The sequence below is a fragment of the Seongchinamella unica genome, assembly GCF_004354085.1.
GTDB lineage: Bacteria > Pseudomonadota > Gammaproteobacteria > Pseudomonadales > Halieaceae > Halioglobus > Halioglobus unicus.
Genome location: NZ_SMSE01000005.1, coordinates 109,344 through 125,375, shown reverse-complemented (window position 1 = coordinate 125,375; position 16,032 = coordinate 109,344). Strand labels below are relative to the sequence as shown.

Genomic DNA, 16,032 nt, shown 5'->3' with positions numbered 1-16,032 from the left:
GCCGAGATTGAAGCGATAGTACAGCCAGACAGCGTAGCTGATGATGTCGGGAGGGAACCGGTGGCGCTTATATGTATTCATGCGCCAATTCTATCAAGTTCGGCGAGTTAACTTGTCGATACCCTCGGTGAGCCTCGCCCGTTATTGGCCAGGTAGTCCTTCATGACCTGTAAGGAATTGCCACGTATCGCCAGCTTGTTGGCGGCGAACTGCTGCTGCGGCAGCTGTGCCAGTTCCGCCGCTACAGCCATGGACCGTGCGGTCAGTTCGCTTGCGTCGACTACCTCGTCAACGAAGCCTGCGTCTATTGCCTGTTCCGGGTTATACACTTCGGAGAGTAGTGCTACCCGGGTCATGTGCCTGCGGCTGATGCGCGATCTGGTGAGTTCCAGCAGTATCGGAGGCAAATCCATGCTGATACGGGTCTCGGGCAGGCTCATCTTGAAATCGCCGCGGGTCGCGATACGCATGTCGCAGGACATCATCATGAAAGCGCCCATGGCGATGCCGTGGCCGGTGCAGGCGGCGACCAGGGGAAGCGGGAAGCTGTAAAGGCGAATCAGTAGCTCAAAACCTTGCCGCACCATGGATAGACCTTCCTCTACACCCTTCTCGAACTCTTTCAGGTCGAAGCCGGCGGAGAACATCCCCTCGCGTCCACGCAGGATAACGGCGGCAACCTGTTCCTCTTCCGCGCGATCAAGACACGCGTTGATCTCCTCGAGAAACGTTACGCCGACAACGTTGGCCTTTCCGTCGTCAAATGTCAGGGTGGCGATGTTGTTGTCTATCTCATACTTCATTTTCGATTATCCTGTAAATAAATGACATATATGATGCCATTATGTGTTCTGCTGTACAAGTTGCTGTGATAATATCTGACGTGGTTGAGTAACAAAACTGTAAGGACAAAAACGGTGAACAAGACAGCCGATAACGGGGGTTCCGCCGGTGTAGATGGCAGGCGTCTTCGCAGCGAGCGGAGTCGTCAGGCTATCATCGACGCTGCCCTGGAACTCATGGAAGAGGGTGTTTTGTTCCGACCGCGCAAATGATTTCCGAGCGAGCTGGTGTCGGTATTCGCTCTTTCTTTCGTCACTATGCTGACATGGGAACCCTGTTTCTCGAGATTGACCAAAGTATAGGACAAATAAACGGCCTCGGCGGTTGCGTTATCTCTTGGCTGGTCACCCTCGGAGATGGCGGTTCAGCTAGGTGCAGGAGAAAGGCAGGCAAGGAGGTGGCTCAAAGGCGATTCAACGATGCCTTTTGCGGCATGGAATATGATTCTGATTTTGGCTGGAGAAGTACGCTACGAGTGGAGCAAGGAAGCTTCTTCGCAAGGTGACGCAAGGCGAGTGCACCGGTTGGTTCCCAGTCCAATCGTATTTGGCAGCATCAATGTGGATAACATTGGACGTCTGCTGAATGCTGCGGAGTTTGCTGGAGTGGAAGTAAAACTGGGGGCGCTCATGTCTCTTAGCTCGAATGCGAAAGTGGAGCGGCACTTCAGGCCGCTGATGTGTGATTCTTGGGAGCATGCCAAACTTGTTTATGATCAGTACATTGCTCTTCCGGGTAAATCTGCCGCTGGTGATCTTTTTTCTCAGGAACTGAGGTAGCGATTGACTCTACGTCATCAACGGTGGACAACAGCATTCATCAATCTGATTTTACGAAGACCGTTTAATGGATAGAACACCGGTGTCCACGCAGGAATGATTATGGGCATACCTGGGCTGGGAAATTGAATGGGAGATGGCGTCCTTGGACCGATGTCGAGTCAGTCAGGTGCATCGGCTCACTCGGTGGTTCCTCACGAGACCTTCACTCACTTCACACCAGCCGCAGCTGCAGTCGCTCACCCCGAAATTCGATGACGTCGCCATTCACCATCTTCCTGCGCCGCCGGGTCTCGACCTCACCATTGACCGTGACCTGACCGTCCCCGATCAGCAATTTCGCCTCACCGCCGGTGCTCACCAGTCCCTCGAATTTGAGTATCTTGTAGAGCTCAACCGGCTCTCTGGTGATGTCTACTTGTCTCATCGGTGGTTACCTGTGCGAATTTGGGTGGCGGAAACAGTCGGTGTGATTTACGCAGCGACAGGGTTGTGTGCTGCCGGATCAAATCTGCGCTCCAGGTAGCGGATGATATCGGAGGATTCATACATCCACTCAGCCTGGCCCTGGTTATCCTCGATGCGCAAGCAGGGCACTTTCAGATTCCCTCCGCCAGCCTGTAATTCTTCCCGGGCAGACTCTGACCGCTTTACATCCCGGGTCTCGATGTTGAGTCCATTGCGTTTCATCGCTCTGCGCACCTTCACGCAGAAAGGGCAGGCCTCGTACTGGTATAGGGCGAGGCTGGCGGTCTGCTGATCGACCACGGCTTGTGCCGCAGGATCACGCTTGATGCTTCTGGGCGTGAATACCCAGTTGAAGAACAGGATCAGTTTGCCGAGTACCAGGCGGATGATGCGCATTGTCGTATCTCTTGTTTGGCTATGGTCGACCATCAGACTTTGGGTCTATGAATCTTGCCTATTCCCGCGGAATAGTCGGATGCTCCAGCTATAGCTAAGTCATTGAAAACTAGGCTCTTCATCATTAACGGGGGACACCGATGTTCATTAAACTGAATTTGCGAAGTTCGTTTAATGGAGAGAACACCGATGTCCCACGCAGGAATGATTATAGGCATACCTGGCCTGGGAGTCGTAGAGGAGCGGATCATCAAGCGGCTATGAATGCCTGTCTCGGGGGAGCGAGCCGTGCCGGGCAAACCTAGAATTTCCGCGGAGTTGACGAATTGCGCAATAGCAACGCTCCTCCCTCACCCTCAAGTAGCCAGCGTGTCGGCCTGAGACAACCTAAGCCGCCTTCTCCTCCGGCTGCAAATCCGCCTTCAGCCCCTCAAGCTCCTGCTCCAGCTCCTGCACTTTCCGCTCGGCTTCCAGCTTCTCGCCTTTAGCCTCCTTCAGCGATTTCTGCAGCAGCTCATTGGCCCGGCTCTTCTCGGCCAGTTTCTTCTTGTTCGCATCCAGGTTCTTCTTCATGCGCCTGGGGTCGTACTGGCTCAGCTCTTTGAGTTGTTCGCGCTCACTGGCCAGGTCCTTCTGCAGGGCCTTTACCCGCTGCTTCAGGGTAGCAATCTGCTCCTGCTGATTTTCGCTGCGATTGGTCAGCTCACGGTTCTGGTGCTCCACCTTCTGGTTGTCGGTGGCCTTGGCAGTGAGGTCCTGGATGGTCTCCAGTTGCTGGTCGATGGTTGCTTGCAGTTGTGCCTGCTGCTCTGCCTGCTCTTGCTTGACGCGTTCCAGCTCGGCCTGGGCAGCTTCGAGCTTGCCCTCGTACTCGGCGCGCAGGGTCTCTTCCAGTTCGATCACTTTTTCAAGTTTGTTGATGCTCAGCATTCAGTGTGTCCTGTCTTGGTGCTTGCTGCGGTGAGCCTCCGACTTATGGCTGTCCGCTGTTACCTGTCCCTCGGGCATAGTCGGGCGGTGTTAGGGTCTATAACTCATTGAAAATTATAGAAAATGGTGGGCCCAGAAGGACTTGAACCTTCGACCTGCCGATTATGAGGAGGGAGCACAGGTCGGTTTGGGTGTACTAAGCGGAAGAAAGCTAACAAGATTTCCTCGAGGCCGGCGGTATTGTACCCGAAACCGACCGTATGCCGAACCCGGCGGGCTAGGTTTTCCGAATCGATTGGAAGTAAGCCGCAGAATCGTAACGAGAATTCTAAACCGAACTCCGAACCTCTACCGAACTCTGATTGAGCACCGACTAGTTCAACAGATGCCCGCCGTTGATCAACATCATTATTGCAGTAGCGGAAATTTGTGACAATTAGGAGTAGGTTTGTTCAATGTTTAGATTGGTTTGTGGCCAGAGGGGGTTAGATGAGCGAGATTCAACCGAGTGATGCGCTTGTTAGCTTCATCGTCTTAGGATTTATCATAGGCGCCGTGTGGGCACTGAGGAAAGCAATTGCACATCTACTGATTTTCGGAATCGCGGTGCTGTTCATTCTAACCCCCTTAACTCAGCCAGATATAAACAGTTGGTGGTCACTGATAGGTGTCCTTTTGATTATTGGACAGTTGGGTATGGCAAAGGAGGCGTTGATAGACAAACCAGCAGCAGAGAAGGCGTCAAAGGAGTTGGATGACAAGGCGAAGAAGGCAATTATCGAAATGAACGAGGCCAGGAAAAACCAATCCAATGGTGCTTAATTTGGATTAAGTAAATGGCACTGCTTTCTTATAACAGGGGTGTGTTTCGATTCTCGAAAGGTATTTTGATTTTGTGCGTATTCTTCAATGCCAATTGGCTCGTCAGTGCTGGTGAAGATGCCGCAAACAGTGGCTCAGTATTGAGATTGTCGCAGCCATACCTTGCTGAAGAGGTGCTGCCATATCTAATGGAAAATCCTGACTACGATCATCGTGAATACTGGAAGTATTCCGGAGAAAAGCTTGGGGGTGGAGACTGGGACCACTTAACGAGGGAACAAAGAGAAGCAATATTCCATGACGTAGTAGAAGATGTATCTTCCTTGGTGAAATTGCACCTTGACGATAGTTGTGAAGAGTATTTTGTAAAGCGGACCCGTGATGAAATATCAGGGCTATCAAGAGTGTTAGCATTGTTTGGTGCCGTATACACCTTCGACCCAGAGTTGGCCGCAGCTTGGACCCACTATTGGGTTTCCTATGATGACGCTGGGTGGTGGGCTCGACGAAAGCAGAGAAGAGGGCTAAAAAACATGGGGAAGGCTTTTCAGCGTGCCTGTTATTTGGATGGATTTTCCGTCGAGGATGCGGCAGCCACAATTCTGGGTGGACCGGCAGCATTCGAGTAGCGATCTGCCATAATGACTACATTCAAGTCGTGCAATTTCCTATGATAGGCATTGCGTCCCAATAGGTGGTCGATCTAGACATAGTGCGTATTACATCGCCTCCCGAGCCTGCTCCAACCACTCCCCAGATTTTGCCACAACACCATCCCACACCTGCCCAGAATCAGGCAGTTTTGGGTCGCATACAGTGTGCATCACTGACCGTACCCCTGTAATTCGAGCCATGCAGAGTGTGGGATTCCCATCTATTTGAGATACACCATTTCCATCGGTAGTCCGGTTGCATCCAGATCGGGTGCGGCAGGCAGAGTAGCCCAGCGCTCTGGGTGTGCCGCCGTGATCGCAGCGACCACAGCATCTAGTATGTCATCTTTGGCGACGTATGATCGGGGGTAATGGTCTAATGCGGCTAGAATAGTCTGGCCAGCATTAGGGAGATACCGCTGGATGTACTCAAGCCTTTCTTTGAAGCCCTCCTCAGTCTTTTTCCCATACTTCATTGCATTACCTTCAGCAATAGCCCAAAAACAGACCTCCGGATGAACTTCACGGACCAGTGCCCTGGCCTTAGAGCTTCCCTGTAGTAGGCCATCCACCTCCCGGATTTTGTCCATGATATTGAAGGACTGCTTGCTGATCCCTTTGTTGATGAGACGTTTGCTGAGCGCGTTGGCCGAGGCGTAATCCTCAGCCGAAAGGAGTTCGCGAATGGGGGCATTGAAGACGCTGGAGGTTCGGCGGGGCTTCAGAATCTGGCGGGCTTCCTGGTCACATAGCCGTGCGTCGGCTGACTTGGATCTGAGGCCGATCGGGATATCGATAAAGATGTGTGATCCATCGGCTACTTTTTCCACCAGGTCCCCAACGTTGGGGACAGTCCCGAATGAAAGTTCTCCGCCCAGAATATTTGCGAACAGCCAACCACCCTTGCAGCCATCTACGCCATAGCAGGCGGTTTCGGTATAGGTGACGACAGGTTCCGCCTCTGGAGTGCCAGCGACTTGGCCGAGAAATGTAGCCAGTTCCTGATCGCTAGATATGACCTCAGGATTGTCGTAGAGGTAGGGGTGTTCCTGTGCCTTGGTGTACTTGGTTGGCTTTAGGGTTTTCTGGTTGACGATCCAGGAGGCGTGGGGGCGTCTTTGGCCTAGCGCTGAGAACAGACTCGGAAGGCTGATACCTAGAAATGTTGCCATTGCGTTGTAAGTACACCGCTGGTGTTTAGCCTCTAGGGCAACGAGTATAGCGTTCACATCATCTTGTAGTGGCATATCGAAGCCGCCTCCGGAATCTGCTTAAATGAGAAAGACCAAATTCGTCTGATTCACATCACATTGCTATAAAGCGAACCTCGATGCGCGGACCAAAATGTAGAGAAACAATAGAGGGAAAATTACTGACTTCAGAATTAACGCCATCAGCAAACTAATCAGGTTGGAGGAAAATGCGTCAACTCGATCGGCGATTTTGTCTAGTTGCTTTCTGATATTGAAAGACTGAGCAGCTTTTCCGAATCTCTCGAAGAACGAACATGTCTCCCCTGCAGATCTCTTCCCGAGGCAGTCAAGTTTCTCTCGCAACGCCTCGCCAATTTCACGTAACCCTGAAAGTGTAAGCTCGCCTCCCTCAATATCCTCCTCGAGCTTTTGTATCTCGATTTTTAACTCTTCTATCTCAATAGTGGTTTCTCCAGGCAGTCTTCTCCACCATGGGCGCTGATCGGCGGCCTTCAGCTTTGCCTCGGCCTCTTCTAAGCGGGTGCGATTAAGATAGAGCGTCGTTGATTCATCTTCCTGCGCTTTTTCGTTAAGTACTATCTGCTCTTCGATTGTTTCAATTTCATCTGCGATTCCAGTCTCGATGCCCGCTCTCGCGCTGATTGTGGTCAGCTCATTATGGAAGCTCCGTATGTCCTCATGCCGATCTTTTACTCCCTCGTCGAGAAATACGGCATCTGCCCAACTATTTGCAAGGATCATCAACGCAAAGGAAAAGCGGATGACGACCGTGACCAGAAAGAATCGAGCCAGTTTTCGGTACGTTGAATCAAATCCGAAGTAGCTTGTAGCGATGACGGCGACCCCGAGCACGGTGAGCAGGATATTGAAGGTTGCGTCGGACACTACCTCTAGCAATATCTTTTGTAGGGCCAGCGACCCCAAGGCCAGCATCATCACCCCTGAGAAGCGCTCAATCAGGTCGTTGACCGGGTCTAGAAGCTCGCCAACTGTGAACGTGAGCAGGAAAGCGTTCATCTCGGTGCCCTGGAGCACGGATACAAGGGCATTGATGCCTCTGGCAGTGGCGTAGATCGCCCCAGATCCGAGGAGGGCATTGTCGATATGACGCGTGGATAGCTCATCGAGAATGCCTGACCACGCCAGTGCAACGGTTCCGATGGTTGCGAGCAGCACCCAACGAGGGTGTGGGGCTGTTTCAATGTGGGTGTTTGTAGTCATTGTTATGTCCTTAGAGCGCAGTTAGCTGAGATATCCATACATTAATTGAGGAAAAGGTAGGCGTCGAGAACCGCCCTGCGCGCGCGAGGAGGTTTTCTGCGGAGGATACAGAATCGTTTCAAACGCCAGGGGGAAGTACGCCGGGGCCTGCTGCCGGCCCGATTTCGCCCGTCCATCACGCTCTCTTGGCTTTTGGGAGGACGATACCCCCAGATACAGGCCAAGGAGTAGGCGTGGAATTTGGCCCCAGGGAGGGGCCGAGAAGGGGTTGCCAGCGGCTTTTAGGTATAGCGACCGTAATCGCAGGCATGAGTAGGCAGGCGGGAGTACCTATTTGCCTGTCACTTGTTTGACATACTCGCCAGCACTGTTCGCTGCGTCCTGCAGGGTCGCCGTAGAGAGATGGGCATAGCGCTCCGTCACCTTGCTGTCGCTGTGCCCCAGGATCTGCTGCACTTCGTACAGCGTCCGGCCAGAATTGACCAGCATGGATGCATAGTTGTGCCTGAGGTCATGCAGTCGCAGGGTAGGCAAACCGGCGTCTACGCGTATCTGTTGCCAGACCTTGTTGATCGACGTCATGCGCTCTCGGCCACCGCTGCCATCCCTGGCTTTGCGGCTGCTCGTGAACAGCCACTCTGACCGGTTCCTGGTGCGCAGCTGGTCGAGTATGGCCATAGCTGCATCGTTCAGCGGGATGGAGCGGCGCCGCTTGCTTTTGCTGTTTGCGGCCTGAATCGTCCACGTGCGGTTTTTGCGGTCGATATCAGCCCATCGAGCCTGGAGAGCCTCGTCAACCCGGGCGCCTGTAAACAGCAGGAACTTGACGACCATGGCTACCGTCCTTCGGCGGGCATCCACAGTGTCCAGGGTGTGGAGTAGCTTTTGCAGTTCCTCTTGGGAGAGAAAGCGCTCTATCCGGTTGTCGGCGTTGAACAGCGTGATTCTGGCTACCGGGTTGGTAGGGATCATATCCCACTCTACAGCCAGGTTCAGAGCCCGCCGTATCAGCTTCACATAGTGGTCAGCGGTGGCAGGCGCTAAGCCGGACTCCCTGAGCCGGTTGTGGAATGCGACCACAGCATCCTTGCGGAACCTGTTGATGGGAAGGCGGCCGAATTCATCGCTGATGTAGTGACGGTGCATCACCTGGTCTCCCTTCCAGGATCGCTTGTGCTGCCTCGCGTAGGGCAGGTAGAGGTCTGTGAAGAAGGTATTCCAGTTTGGTACCTCTTTTCTCCGGCGGGCTTCCGCACAGGGATCAGCGCCTAGCTGGATTTCCGCCTTCAGGGTCTTCGCCTGGTTACGGGCATTGGCAAGGCTGATTTCGTCGGTGCGACCGATTTTCTTGTGGCATGTCTTGCCAGTGGCGTCCTTATAGCGGAGGTAGTATGTGCCGCCGCCAGGACTCGATGATCTGACTTCAATGTATAGACCGGGGATACGGGTATCGCAGTACTCGGTACGGCGCTTGCCGTCAGGGCAGCTGAGGTGGGTCTGTAGGAACTTATCGGTGAGCAGTACTTTGGGCATGAGTGTCTCCTAGGCAGGGGTGTTATGAAAGGCAGTGTGTTTGTCGGATGGTTTCTTTGGTTGTGGACGAGAAGAGGCGTATCTATGGGAAAATAATCACCAGTTTCAACGTGAAAGGCACAAAGATTTTCCGAACTTTTGTCCTAAAATCAGTGAGTTAGAACGTCGTCGTCACGACGAAGGGAGGGAGGGAAAGACGATGAAAGTTTGAATGTTGAGGATATGTGGGTTTCGGGGTTTTCGGGGTATTTTTCGGGCGATACTGATGCAGAAGAATGCTCAAAACTTTGGCGGCACCCAATACAAGTTGACCTGACAACAACCCCAGATACCCCGAAACCCCACGAAGATGTGCTGAGCCGAACTCAGTTGATAGAGCCTTTACCGGTCCACGCTTATCGCGCGTTATGGCAAACTATCGGGTAGTTCAAAAACGGCTATTACTATGCGATTTCCGAAACGGCTCTCTTTGTCTGACGCTATTTATGCACTGGTAATTGACCGTGAGGGTTGCGTACTACCGAAACATTTCGAAACTTACTCGGGGTCGTTGATGAATATCCTTGACGAATTGGAGGAGAGATTTGAAACCGCGATCACGCGCAATCCCGCTCTAAGCAAGCGATTGAATGCAGAGATCGAAGTTGTCCATGAATTGCGCGAGCAGGCGGAGACTGTCCGGTTAGAAATACTCGATAACGCCAATGCATTAACCGGGGGAGACGCAAAAATTGAGCATCTACTGGCTAACCCAGAAAAGCCACTAATAAGTGGAGAAAGCCTCCTGCTATGGGCAGCTCAGCCTCCGTTGGATATCCGTCTAGCGGGCATGGATGAGTTTTACAAAGATTTAGCAGAGAAACTGCCGGCCAACCCGTCAGACGACGCAAACCATGGTGAAGTCTTTTCATCCGCGGCTAAAGAGGTCCCCGGTGACTGGTCTGGTGTCACCCTGGAGCTGCGGGCGGCGAACAAGCTGCGGGTTATTGCTGAAGGCTATCGAGCGGATCATGACCTTGAAGGGACGCCATTGATAGCGCGACGCGATAAACAGCTCAATAGCGTAGGGACTCTTCTTCTAACTGTTGCAGATGCAGGGCGGGTACCCAACGCTTCACCGGGGAAGAGTGCGCCAGCAAAGCAGAAGACCTTGATGTCAAAACTGAGAAAGGCGCTGAGGGAGATAACGGGCATCGCTGCCAAGCCATTTTCAGCCTTCTCCCCTGCAGAGGGCTGGAAGGCAAACTTCACCCTCGATGACAAGCGCAATGCCGGTGAAGAGCGTGAGCGACGTCGTGCGAAGCATGTCCAGTATGACGACAACCGCGATAGCCCGGGCGGTGCCGATGACGGGTATACGTTCGATGCCGAAGACGATGAAGCCGGGAACTTCATCAAGGGTACACAAGGGCTTGTTGACAGCCGAGACAAGGAAAATTGAGCTACCGACGACTAACCCCTTAGGGGCTGACCCGCGTTATTTGCGTTACCTGAGTTTCCGGTAACGTCGCGGTTCTGCAGCCCCCTGATATTTTTACCAGCCTGTAACACCCTGAAATAGAAACACTTTCTACTTGGCATTATCTGCCAGAGCCACCCTCCTTGTTTCGCGAAACGCCTGCCTTTTGCGTGCAGCAGGCGCTGTGCGTGGTCTTCCCCCGCCTTATGGGGGTAGTAAAGGAACATTTACTATGAACAGTAAGACTGTTGATGCTGCAAAAGCAGCCAATCTGACTGAACGCACCCTGCACCTCGCGAAGAGCGATGGCGGGGTTAAAAACACCGCCCTGGAGGCATGGGACGTCAGCTTTACTGAGCTGTGCGAACGGTTCATGAATAGGCCCCCTGTTCATGAAAAGGACGGGTCGTACTTTGTCAGGGGCCCGTTTGTCGAGGGGGCTCCGGTACGCGGGGATGCCAACATCGCCCATTCGAGCCTCGTAGTGGTTGATTGCGATAGCCGATACGACCCGGCAACCGGGAGTGTCTCCGAAGGTGCCCCCGATCCGCAGCGTGTCCACGACGTGCTGGTTAAAGAGGACCTCTCCCACCTTCTCTACACGACGCATTCCCATGGGCAGGCGCACAAGGGCAACCGCTATCGTGTACTTATTCCCCTGGAGTCGAAAGACGCTGAGGAGATGAAGGGGGTGCTGAACTGGATCTTTCGTCGCTTGGCAGCTGAGGAGGTCTACCTGGTGAACGTCAAGGAAAACACTGCTTGGTCGCAGCCGTGGTACTTTCCGCGTTTGGCGAAAGAGGATAGTGAGTACGTGTGCCTGCACCATGAGGGACACCGGATTCCTGAGATCGAGGCCGATGCAGAAGAAACGCGCGAACCGCTGACACTGGACGCGGTAGATGCTCAGGTCACTGAGGCCCCTCCTCGAGACTCCGATAGCATTCCCGCTCGCTATAACGAAGCACATGGCCAACCGGAGCAGATGGTCAGCTACCTGCAAGAAAAAGGTTACACCCTTGCTCAAGTTGGGCGCGAAAACGATGCCCCGTCCTATCGCCTGTTGTGTCCTGGTTCGACCACCGGTACAGCAGGCGTGGTCCTTTTCCGGTGCAGCGACGGTATCTGGCGGGCTTACTCCCACCACGGCTCTGATCCGCTGAATGAGAATGACGGACAAACCCGCGCCAAGGACGCTTTTGACCTGTTCCGGATTCTCGATCACAAGGGAGATGGTACTCTGGCGTGCGCTGCATACGCGCGCGAACTCGACCCCCGGCCCTTGATCCGCATCCAGGCCGGTACGATCCCCCAGGTCTTTTCGACGGTTGTTTCTGAGCTGGCACTGCGGCACCCTCCGCCGGTATACCAGCGCGGCATGCAACTGGTTCGTGTGGCGCATTCAGGGGAGGAGGTCACGGATGATGGAATTCACCTGCCCTCGGGCACCGCCAGCATCCTGCCCCTGCGTCACTCCAACCTCCTGGTGACGCTTAGTGAGCAGTTTCGCTGGGAGAAGTACTCGAAAAAGCAGGGATGGCACCCTGCTGACCCACCCGCGAATATTATTTCGGCATTACTTGATGGCTATGGGATGTGGGGCGGTATCCCTCCGCTGAAGGGTCTGAGCGAGTGTCCGCTTCTTCAGAAGCACGGTAGCCTGCTTTCAACCCCTGGCTACGATCCTGCCTCACAATTGTATGTTGAGGGACGCGTCGCTCCCATTACTCTGCCTGAGCAGGTGTCGAAAGAAGAAGCGCTTGCTGCCTTGTCGGTACTCATGGAACCGTTCGAGGAGTTTCCTTTTGTGGATGAATCCCTGGATAGGGCGGTGGTCCTTGCCTACCTGTTTACACTGGCGGTCCGGGCTGTATTGCCTACCGCGCCTATGTTCGCTGTTTCAGCAACCACACCCGGCACCGGGAAAGGTCTGCTGGTCGAAATCGCCAATATCATCGTGCGCGGCCGTGATGCGGCTCTCATGCCGCCGGTCCAGGGGAGGGACAGCGAGGAGGAGATGCGGAAGCGCATTACCTCTTTCGTTTCTCAGGGCTTTACGAGCATCAACCTGGACAACTACTCCAGGCCGATCGGCGGTGACTCCTTGAACGCGCTGCTGACCACGACAGAATGGACTGATCGGCAGTTGGGGACCAATAATACGATCAGGGTGCCTGTCTGTTGCACGTTGGCTGCCACCGGTAACAATCTTACTGTTCGCGGCGATATGACTCGCCGTACTCTTCTTACGCAGCTCGATGCCGGGGTCGAGCACCCTGAGCGGCGCACTTTCAAGCAGAAGGACCTCGTCGGTCACGTGCGTAAGAACCGCTCAAAACTGCTAACGGCCCTGTTCACGATCCTGAAAGGCTATCAGCAATCGGGTTGTACCGCGTTTGATGATGAGCGGCTGGGGCGCTTCGAACGGTGGAGTGAGATGGTGTGCCACCCGATTCAATGGCTGGAACTGCCCAGTCCGGCACTTTCCCAGGAGCGCCTGCGTCAGTCTGATCCTGAGGCGGAAAATCTGGCAGCCCTGTTGACCACTTGGCACGACGTGCATAAATCGGCCTGGGTAACGGCGTCCTCGCTCGCCAATACCCCGGACGGAAATCAACACTCGAATGGCATCGGCACAACCAAGGATTATGCACTCCATGATGCACTGATTGATGTCGCCGGCAAGAACCGGCGTATCGAAAACAGACTGCTCGGCTGGTACCTCTCCAGGAATGAAGGTCGCATCGCAGACGGCTTACGCCTGGAGCGTAAGGATCGTCGGGGCCTGCAGGGCAAGCATGCACATGAGTATCGCGTGGTGCGCGCGGGTGTTGATATGGCACTGCCGCCAGAAGGTACGAACGGGAATAATCACTAAGCGTGGGGTGTCGGGGTATCGGGGTACTCGGGGTAGTTGTCAGCCTGTTGCTGAATTGTTGCGTTGAATAACGCGTATTCTCCGCTTGTGGGCCGTCGACCACCCCGAAAACCCCGATACCCCTTCTCATCAACGGCTGCTGCTATCTATACATCGAAATTTTTTCGCTCCCAGTGGTCAATCAATGGCGCCCAGTATCGCCGCTACCTCCGGGTGCTGGTATATGAATTCTCGCAACAGGTGGTAGTGCTCAGCGCAGGTCCGGGAAAAGACGGGGTCACCGCTGAATGACAGGTGGCTATAAGTGGCTAGACAGGCGGTAATGCCGAGGGCGTCCGCTGATAGTTCTCCCTGCCAGCAGTTGCTGCTCTGCACCAGAAAGCACTTGTCGTTGTCCGGTGCCATATAGAATCCGCCGTTGTCCAGGGCATAGAAATGCCAGTAACCTCCGTGGTACTCCGGGGCCATCCTGTCCGTAATGCCGTAGATGACGGGCTCCAAACGCAATGGGAAGTGGGCGCCGAATAGATCGGCGGTGATATCGAGGCGCTGATCCTCTGGAACCAGCGTGCTGCGGATGGCGTGGGTATCACTCATGGTGTTCTCCAGAAAGTTTGGGTGGAAGGTGATAAGCAGATTCAGGCTTCGGCGGGATCCGGGAAAGGGATCAGCCCCAGCTCCAGCTGTTTGGCATAGAGCAGGGTCTCCAGGTACTCCTGCAGCTCGCCGGGAATGAAATCCCCGTGTTCACTGTCCAGGATGGCGATCGCCACCTCCTCATACCGGTCGTACAGGTCAGCGGGGCCAGCAGGCTCTCCCGGAAGAAGCGCAACGGCTTCCTCCAGGCGAGTGCTGACCTCCCGCAGGGCGGGTGTCTTCATGGTGTAACTCCTCTTTGGTGTTTTTTTGGGGGGGGTTAGAACTGGAGCGCGAGGTAGGGGCTGGTGAAGAGAATCTCCGGGGTGGGTTCAACGCCTGAACCAGCCATCAGTCGGGCCTGGTCGTTCACCACCTGGGCGAATTCCTCCTCGGGAATCTCCCAGGCAGAAACGATCTCCAGGGCGTCGGGTAGGTAGTCTTCGTAGGTTTGCATACGGTTATCTCCTGAGTTGGTAGAACAGCCACACGAGAACCGCCACGAGGGCGGTGAGGGCAGTGATGGGGTGAAACTTGATCGCCAGTCCGGTGACGGCCAGCACCAGTAGCGGCGTGGAGCCGATTAGCAGAGCCAGAACGACGGACAGGACGAGGGTGAGGGAAAGCATCAATCCTCCTTTGGTTTGCTGTAAGTAATTGTTTAAGTTGGGAAAACGGCCATAGGCCGGAAGGGTCGGTATAAGGTCGATATAGGGAAAAGCGATATCCGGCGTCTGGAAAAAGCGTTGCGCTTCAGAAGGTTACAGACGGCGAGGGGAATACGCCTGCCGACTTAGTCTCGGTCTGAGGGGCCTGCGGAGACTACCTGCTCTTCCTGGAGGGGGTCGCCGACTTGCGCCGAGTGGTGGTGCTCTTTCGAGGCGGCGCCTTGGCCTTGCGGGCAGGCTTCTTCGAGCCCTTTTCAGTTCCCTTGATGCTAGCCAGGAAAGGCCCTGGGTCGGCTACCCGGTAGACTCGCTTGTTATCGCCGTCACGCTCCAACAGACCCTCCGCCAGTAGAACAGCGGTGAGGAAGCCCGGATTGTTGGCAGATTTACCCCGGAACATCTTGGATAAGGCAAAGCTTGTCAGGGGCTGATCCTGGGGCCATTTATTCCAGGCGCCCTGGATGGCGGTGAAGTCAACCCATTCTTCGCTGAAGAAGCCGCCACCAGAGTTGCTGGTGAGCTTTAAGTAGATCTCGCCGGCCTCGTCGATACCGATGGAATAGCCGAGTTTAGATTTGCCTGAGGACGTAGGGCAGTTGGATTGTTTCATCACCTGGATAGTGTTGTCCGAGGTCATGCATGATTTTTTCGTAGGCATAGGGTGCCCTCCTTGTAGGGTCATGGATTACGGGGTGAATGATGCGGTTGTATGTCGCTGAGACAGCGGCCGGTGCAACGCGAGTCGTTCTATATTAGATACGCGCTTTTTCTCAATTTCTGGGTCGGGCTTTTATTTGGTTTCAAATTTGCTACGGCAAATCGATGATCACATTTGGATCGAAAGGGGGTCTGGGGAGGGGGGTTATATAGGAAGGGATTTGTCGCGCAAGGTAAGGGAAAATCAATCTGGCTGGGGACAGGGTGCCATGTAGCTCAAGGCAAGCGGAGTCATTGATGCCCGCGCAGATGCTTTTGAATTTTTGAATTTTTATAAATTTTTTCGTAATTCAAAGAGAGCATACGAGGTCTAACAACCCATGCCTTACTTCACGCAATAGTCACCTGCTCGATACCAACCAGTCGGACAATCACCACTGTCCTCCCTGGGGACCGCTTCCCTGTCTGACCCGCTCATACGCTTGCAGTAATCTCCGGCAGAGTAGAAGCCCCTGGGGCAAGACTTGCCCTGTTTAACGATAGCGTTGTTGTCTCGGGTTGATGAGAGGGGCTGACAGTAGTCACCTGCGCGGTAGTAGCCGGTGGGGCAGTCGTGGTTGACGCGGGGGATGGGCGTTTGGGCGGTCCCGAACAGCGAGAAGCTCACGGCATATACAACTAGCATCAATTTAATCATGGAGTCCCTTCTCAAATGGTCGCACATATCTCACGGATTAATTGCTATAGAAGACTACCTCGAGGCCCGTCATCTTCGCTTGCCAGTTCCATTGCAGCCGCCACCAGACACAACTTGGATGCGCCTCCACTGGGTCGCACTGCCCAGCGAGCCTGATTGCCGTGACGGTTTGCCTTCT

General features: G+C 54.3%; 18 protein-coding genes and 1 pseudogene. 6 read left to right on the top strand and 13 right to left on the bottom strand.

Features of this window, described 5'->3' with window-relative positions:
• Positions 1-81 (bottom strand): annotated as a pseudogene (locus E2F43_RS19570) (IS6 family transposase); the annotation flags it as partial.
• 26 nt (positions 82-107) lie between these two features.
• Positions 108-803 carry a crotonase/enoyl-CoA hydratase family protein gene (locus E2F43_RS18320; protein WP_133215453.1) on the bottom strand — a complete coding sequence of 232 codons (696 nt, stop codon included), beginning with the start codon at positions 801-803 and terminating at the stop codon, positions 108-110.
• A gap of 114 nt (positions 804-917) precedes the next feature.
• Here E2F43_RS18320 and E2F43_RS19505 point away from each other — a divergent pair, with 114 nt between their 5' ends.
• Together E2F43_RS19505 and E2F43_RS18310 are read left to right on the top strand one after the other, a co-directional pair.
• The gene (locus E2F43_RS19505; RefSeq protein WP_338054603.1) at positions 918-1,055 is read left to right on the top strand and encodes a hypothetical protein; all 138 of its coding nucleotides are present in this window, start codon (positions 918-920) and stop codon (positions 1,053-1,055) included.
• Positions 1,056-1,283: 228 nt separating this feature from the next.
• Entirely contained in the window at positions 1,284-1,622 is a 339-nt protein-coding gene (locus E2F43_RS18310) for a hypothetical protein (RefSeq protein WP_133215451.1), read from the top strand.
• Between the two features lie 214 nt (positions 1,623-1,836).
• On the opposite strand, the gene E2F43_RS18305 is transcribed toward E2F43_RS18310, so the two are convergent.
• The 3 genes from E2F43_RS18305 to E2F43_RS18295 all read right to left on the bottom strand — a co-directional run bounded on the left by E2F43_RS18305 (position 1,837) and on the right by E2F43_RS18295 (position 3,416).
• Entirely contained in the window at positions 1,837-2,049 is a 213-nt protein-coding gene (locus tag E2F43_RS18305; RefSeq protein WP_133215449.1) for an RNA-binding S4 domain-containing protein, read from the bottom strand.
• Between the two features lie 47 nt (positions 2,050-2,096).
• On the bottom strand, positions 2,097-2,486 hold the full coding sequence (locus E2F43_RS18300; RefSeq protein ID WP_133215447.1) for a glutaredoxin family protein: 390 nt from the start codon (positions 2,484-2,486) through the stop codon (positions 2,097-2,099).
• A 387-nt stretch (positions 2,487-2,873) separates the two neighbouring features.
• Positions 2,874-3,416: a hypothetical protein gene (locus E2F43_RS18295; protein WP_133215445.1), complete on the bottom strand. Its 543-nt coding sequence runs from the start codon at positions 3,414-3,416 to the stop codon at positions 2,874-2,876.
• A 489-nt stretch (positions 3,417-3,905) separates the two neighbouring features.
• Here E2F43_RS18295 and E2F43_RS18290 point away from each other — a divergent pair, with 489 nt between their 5' ends.
• Together E2F43_RS18290 and E2F43_RS18285 are read left to right on the top strand one after the other, a co-directional pair.
• Positions 3,906-4,238 (top strand): hypothetical protein, encoded by a 333-nt coding sequence (locus E2F43_RS18290; protein WP_133215443.1) that lies wholly within the window; start codon positions 3,906-3,908, stop codon positions 4,236-4,238.
• 14 nt (positions 4,239-4,252) lie between these two features.
• Entirely contained in the window at positions 4,253-4,867 is a 615-nt protein-coding gene (locus E2F43_RS18285) for a hypothetical protein (protein WP_133215441.1), read from the top strand.
• A gap of 245 nt (positions 4,868-5,112) precedes the next feature.
• Here E2F43_RS18285 and E2F43_RS18280 read toward each other — a convergent pair whose 3' ends face one another.
• The 3 genes from E2F43_RS18280 to E2F43_RS18270 form a co-directional block, all read right to left on the bottom strand.
• A complete protein-coding gene (locus E2F43_RS18280; protein WP_133215439.1) occupies positions 5,113-6,138 on the bottom strand; it encodes a DUF429 domain-containing protein in 1,026 nt (341 codons plus the stop codon).
• A 66-nt stretch (positions 6,139-6,204) separates the two neighbouring features.
• Positions 6,205-7,326 (bottom strand): hypothetical protein, encoded by a 1,122-nt coding sequence (locus E2F43_RS18275; RefSeq protein WP_133215437.1) that lies wholly within the window; start codon positions 7,324-7,326, stop codon positions 6,205-6,207.
• 330 nt (positions 7,327-7,656) lie between these two features.
• The gene (locus tag E2F43_RS18270) at positions 7,657-8,859 is read right to left on the bottom strand and encodes a site-specific integrase (protein WP_133215435.1); all 1,203 of its coding nucleotides are present in this window, start codon (positions 8,857-8,859) and stop codon (positions 7,657-7,659) included.
• A gap of 553 nt (positions 8,860-9,412) precedes the next feature.
• On the opposite strand from E2F43_RS18270, the gene E2F43_RS18265 reads away from it, so the two are divergent.
• Together E2F43_RS18265 and E2F43_RS18260 are read left to right on the top strand one after the other, a co-directional pair.
• The gene (locus tag E2F43_RS18265) at positions 9,413-10,300 is read left to right on the top strand and encodes a hypothetical protein (protein WP_133215433.1); all 888 of its coding nucleotides are present in this window, start codon (positions 9,413-9,415) and stop codon (positions 10,298-10,300) included.
• 250 nt (positions 10,301-10,550) lie between these two features.
• Positions 10,551-13,196: a hypothetical protein gene (locus E2F43_RS18260; RefSeq protein WP_133215431.1), complete on the top strand. Its 2,646-nt coding sequence runs from the start codon at positions 10,551-10,553 to the stop codon at positions 13,194-13,196.
• Positions 13,197-13,373: 177 nt separating this feature from the next.
• Here E2F43_RS18260 and E2F43_RS18255 read toward each other — a convergent pair whose 3' ends face one another.
• From E2F43_RS18255 to E2F43_RS18245, 5 genes are all read right to left on the bottom strand, one after another.
• Positions 13,374-13,793 carry an antirestriction protein gene (locus tag E2F43_RS18255; RefSeq protein WP_133215429.1) on the bottom strand — a complete coding sequence of 140 codons (420 nt, stop codon included), beginning with the start codon at positions 13,791-13,793 and terminating at the stop codon, positions 13,374-13,376.
• Between the two features lie 41 nt (positions 13,794-13,834).
• Positions 13,835-14,077, bottom strand: a complete 243-nt coding sequence (locus tag E2F43_RS18250) for a hypothetical protein (RefSeq protein ID WP_133215427.1) — start codon at positions 14,075-14,077, stop codon at positions 13,835-13,837.
• A gap of 35 nt (positions 14,078-14,112) precedes the next feature.
• Positions 14,113-14,289, bottom strand: coding sequence for a hypothetical protein (locus tag E2F43_RS19135; protein ID WP_165954397.1), 177 nt, complete (start codon positions 14,287-14,289; stop codon positions 14,113-14,115).
• Positions 14,290-14,293: 4 nt separating this feature from the next.
• The gene (locus E2F43_RS19130; protein WP_165954396.1) at positions 14,294-14,461 is read right to left on the bottom strand and encodes a hypothetical protein; all 168 of its coding nucleotides are present in this window, start codon (positions 14,459-14,461) and stop codon (positions 14,294-14,296) included.
• 193 nt (positions 14,462-14,654) lie between these two features.
• Positions 14,655-15,158, bottom strand: a complete 504-nt coding sequence (locus tag E2F43_RS18245) for a hypothetical protein (protein ID WP_133215425.1) — start codon at positions 15,156-15,158, stop codon at positions 14,655-14,657.
• Between the last annotated feature and the right edge of the window lie 874 nt (positions 15,159-16,032).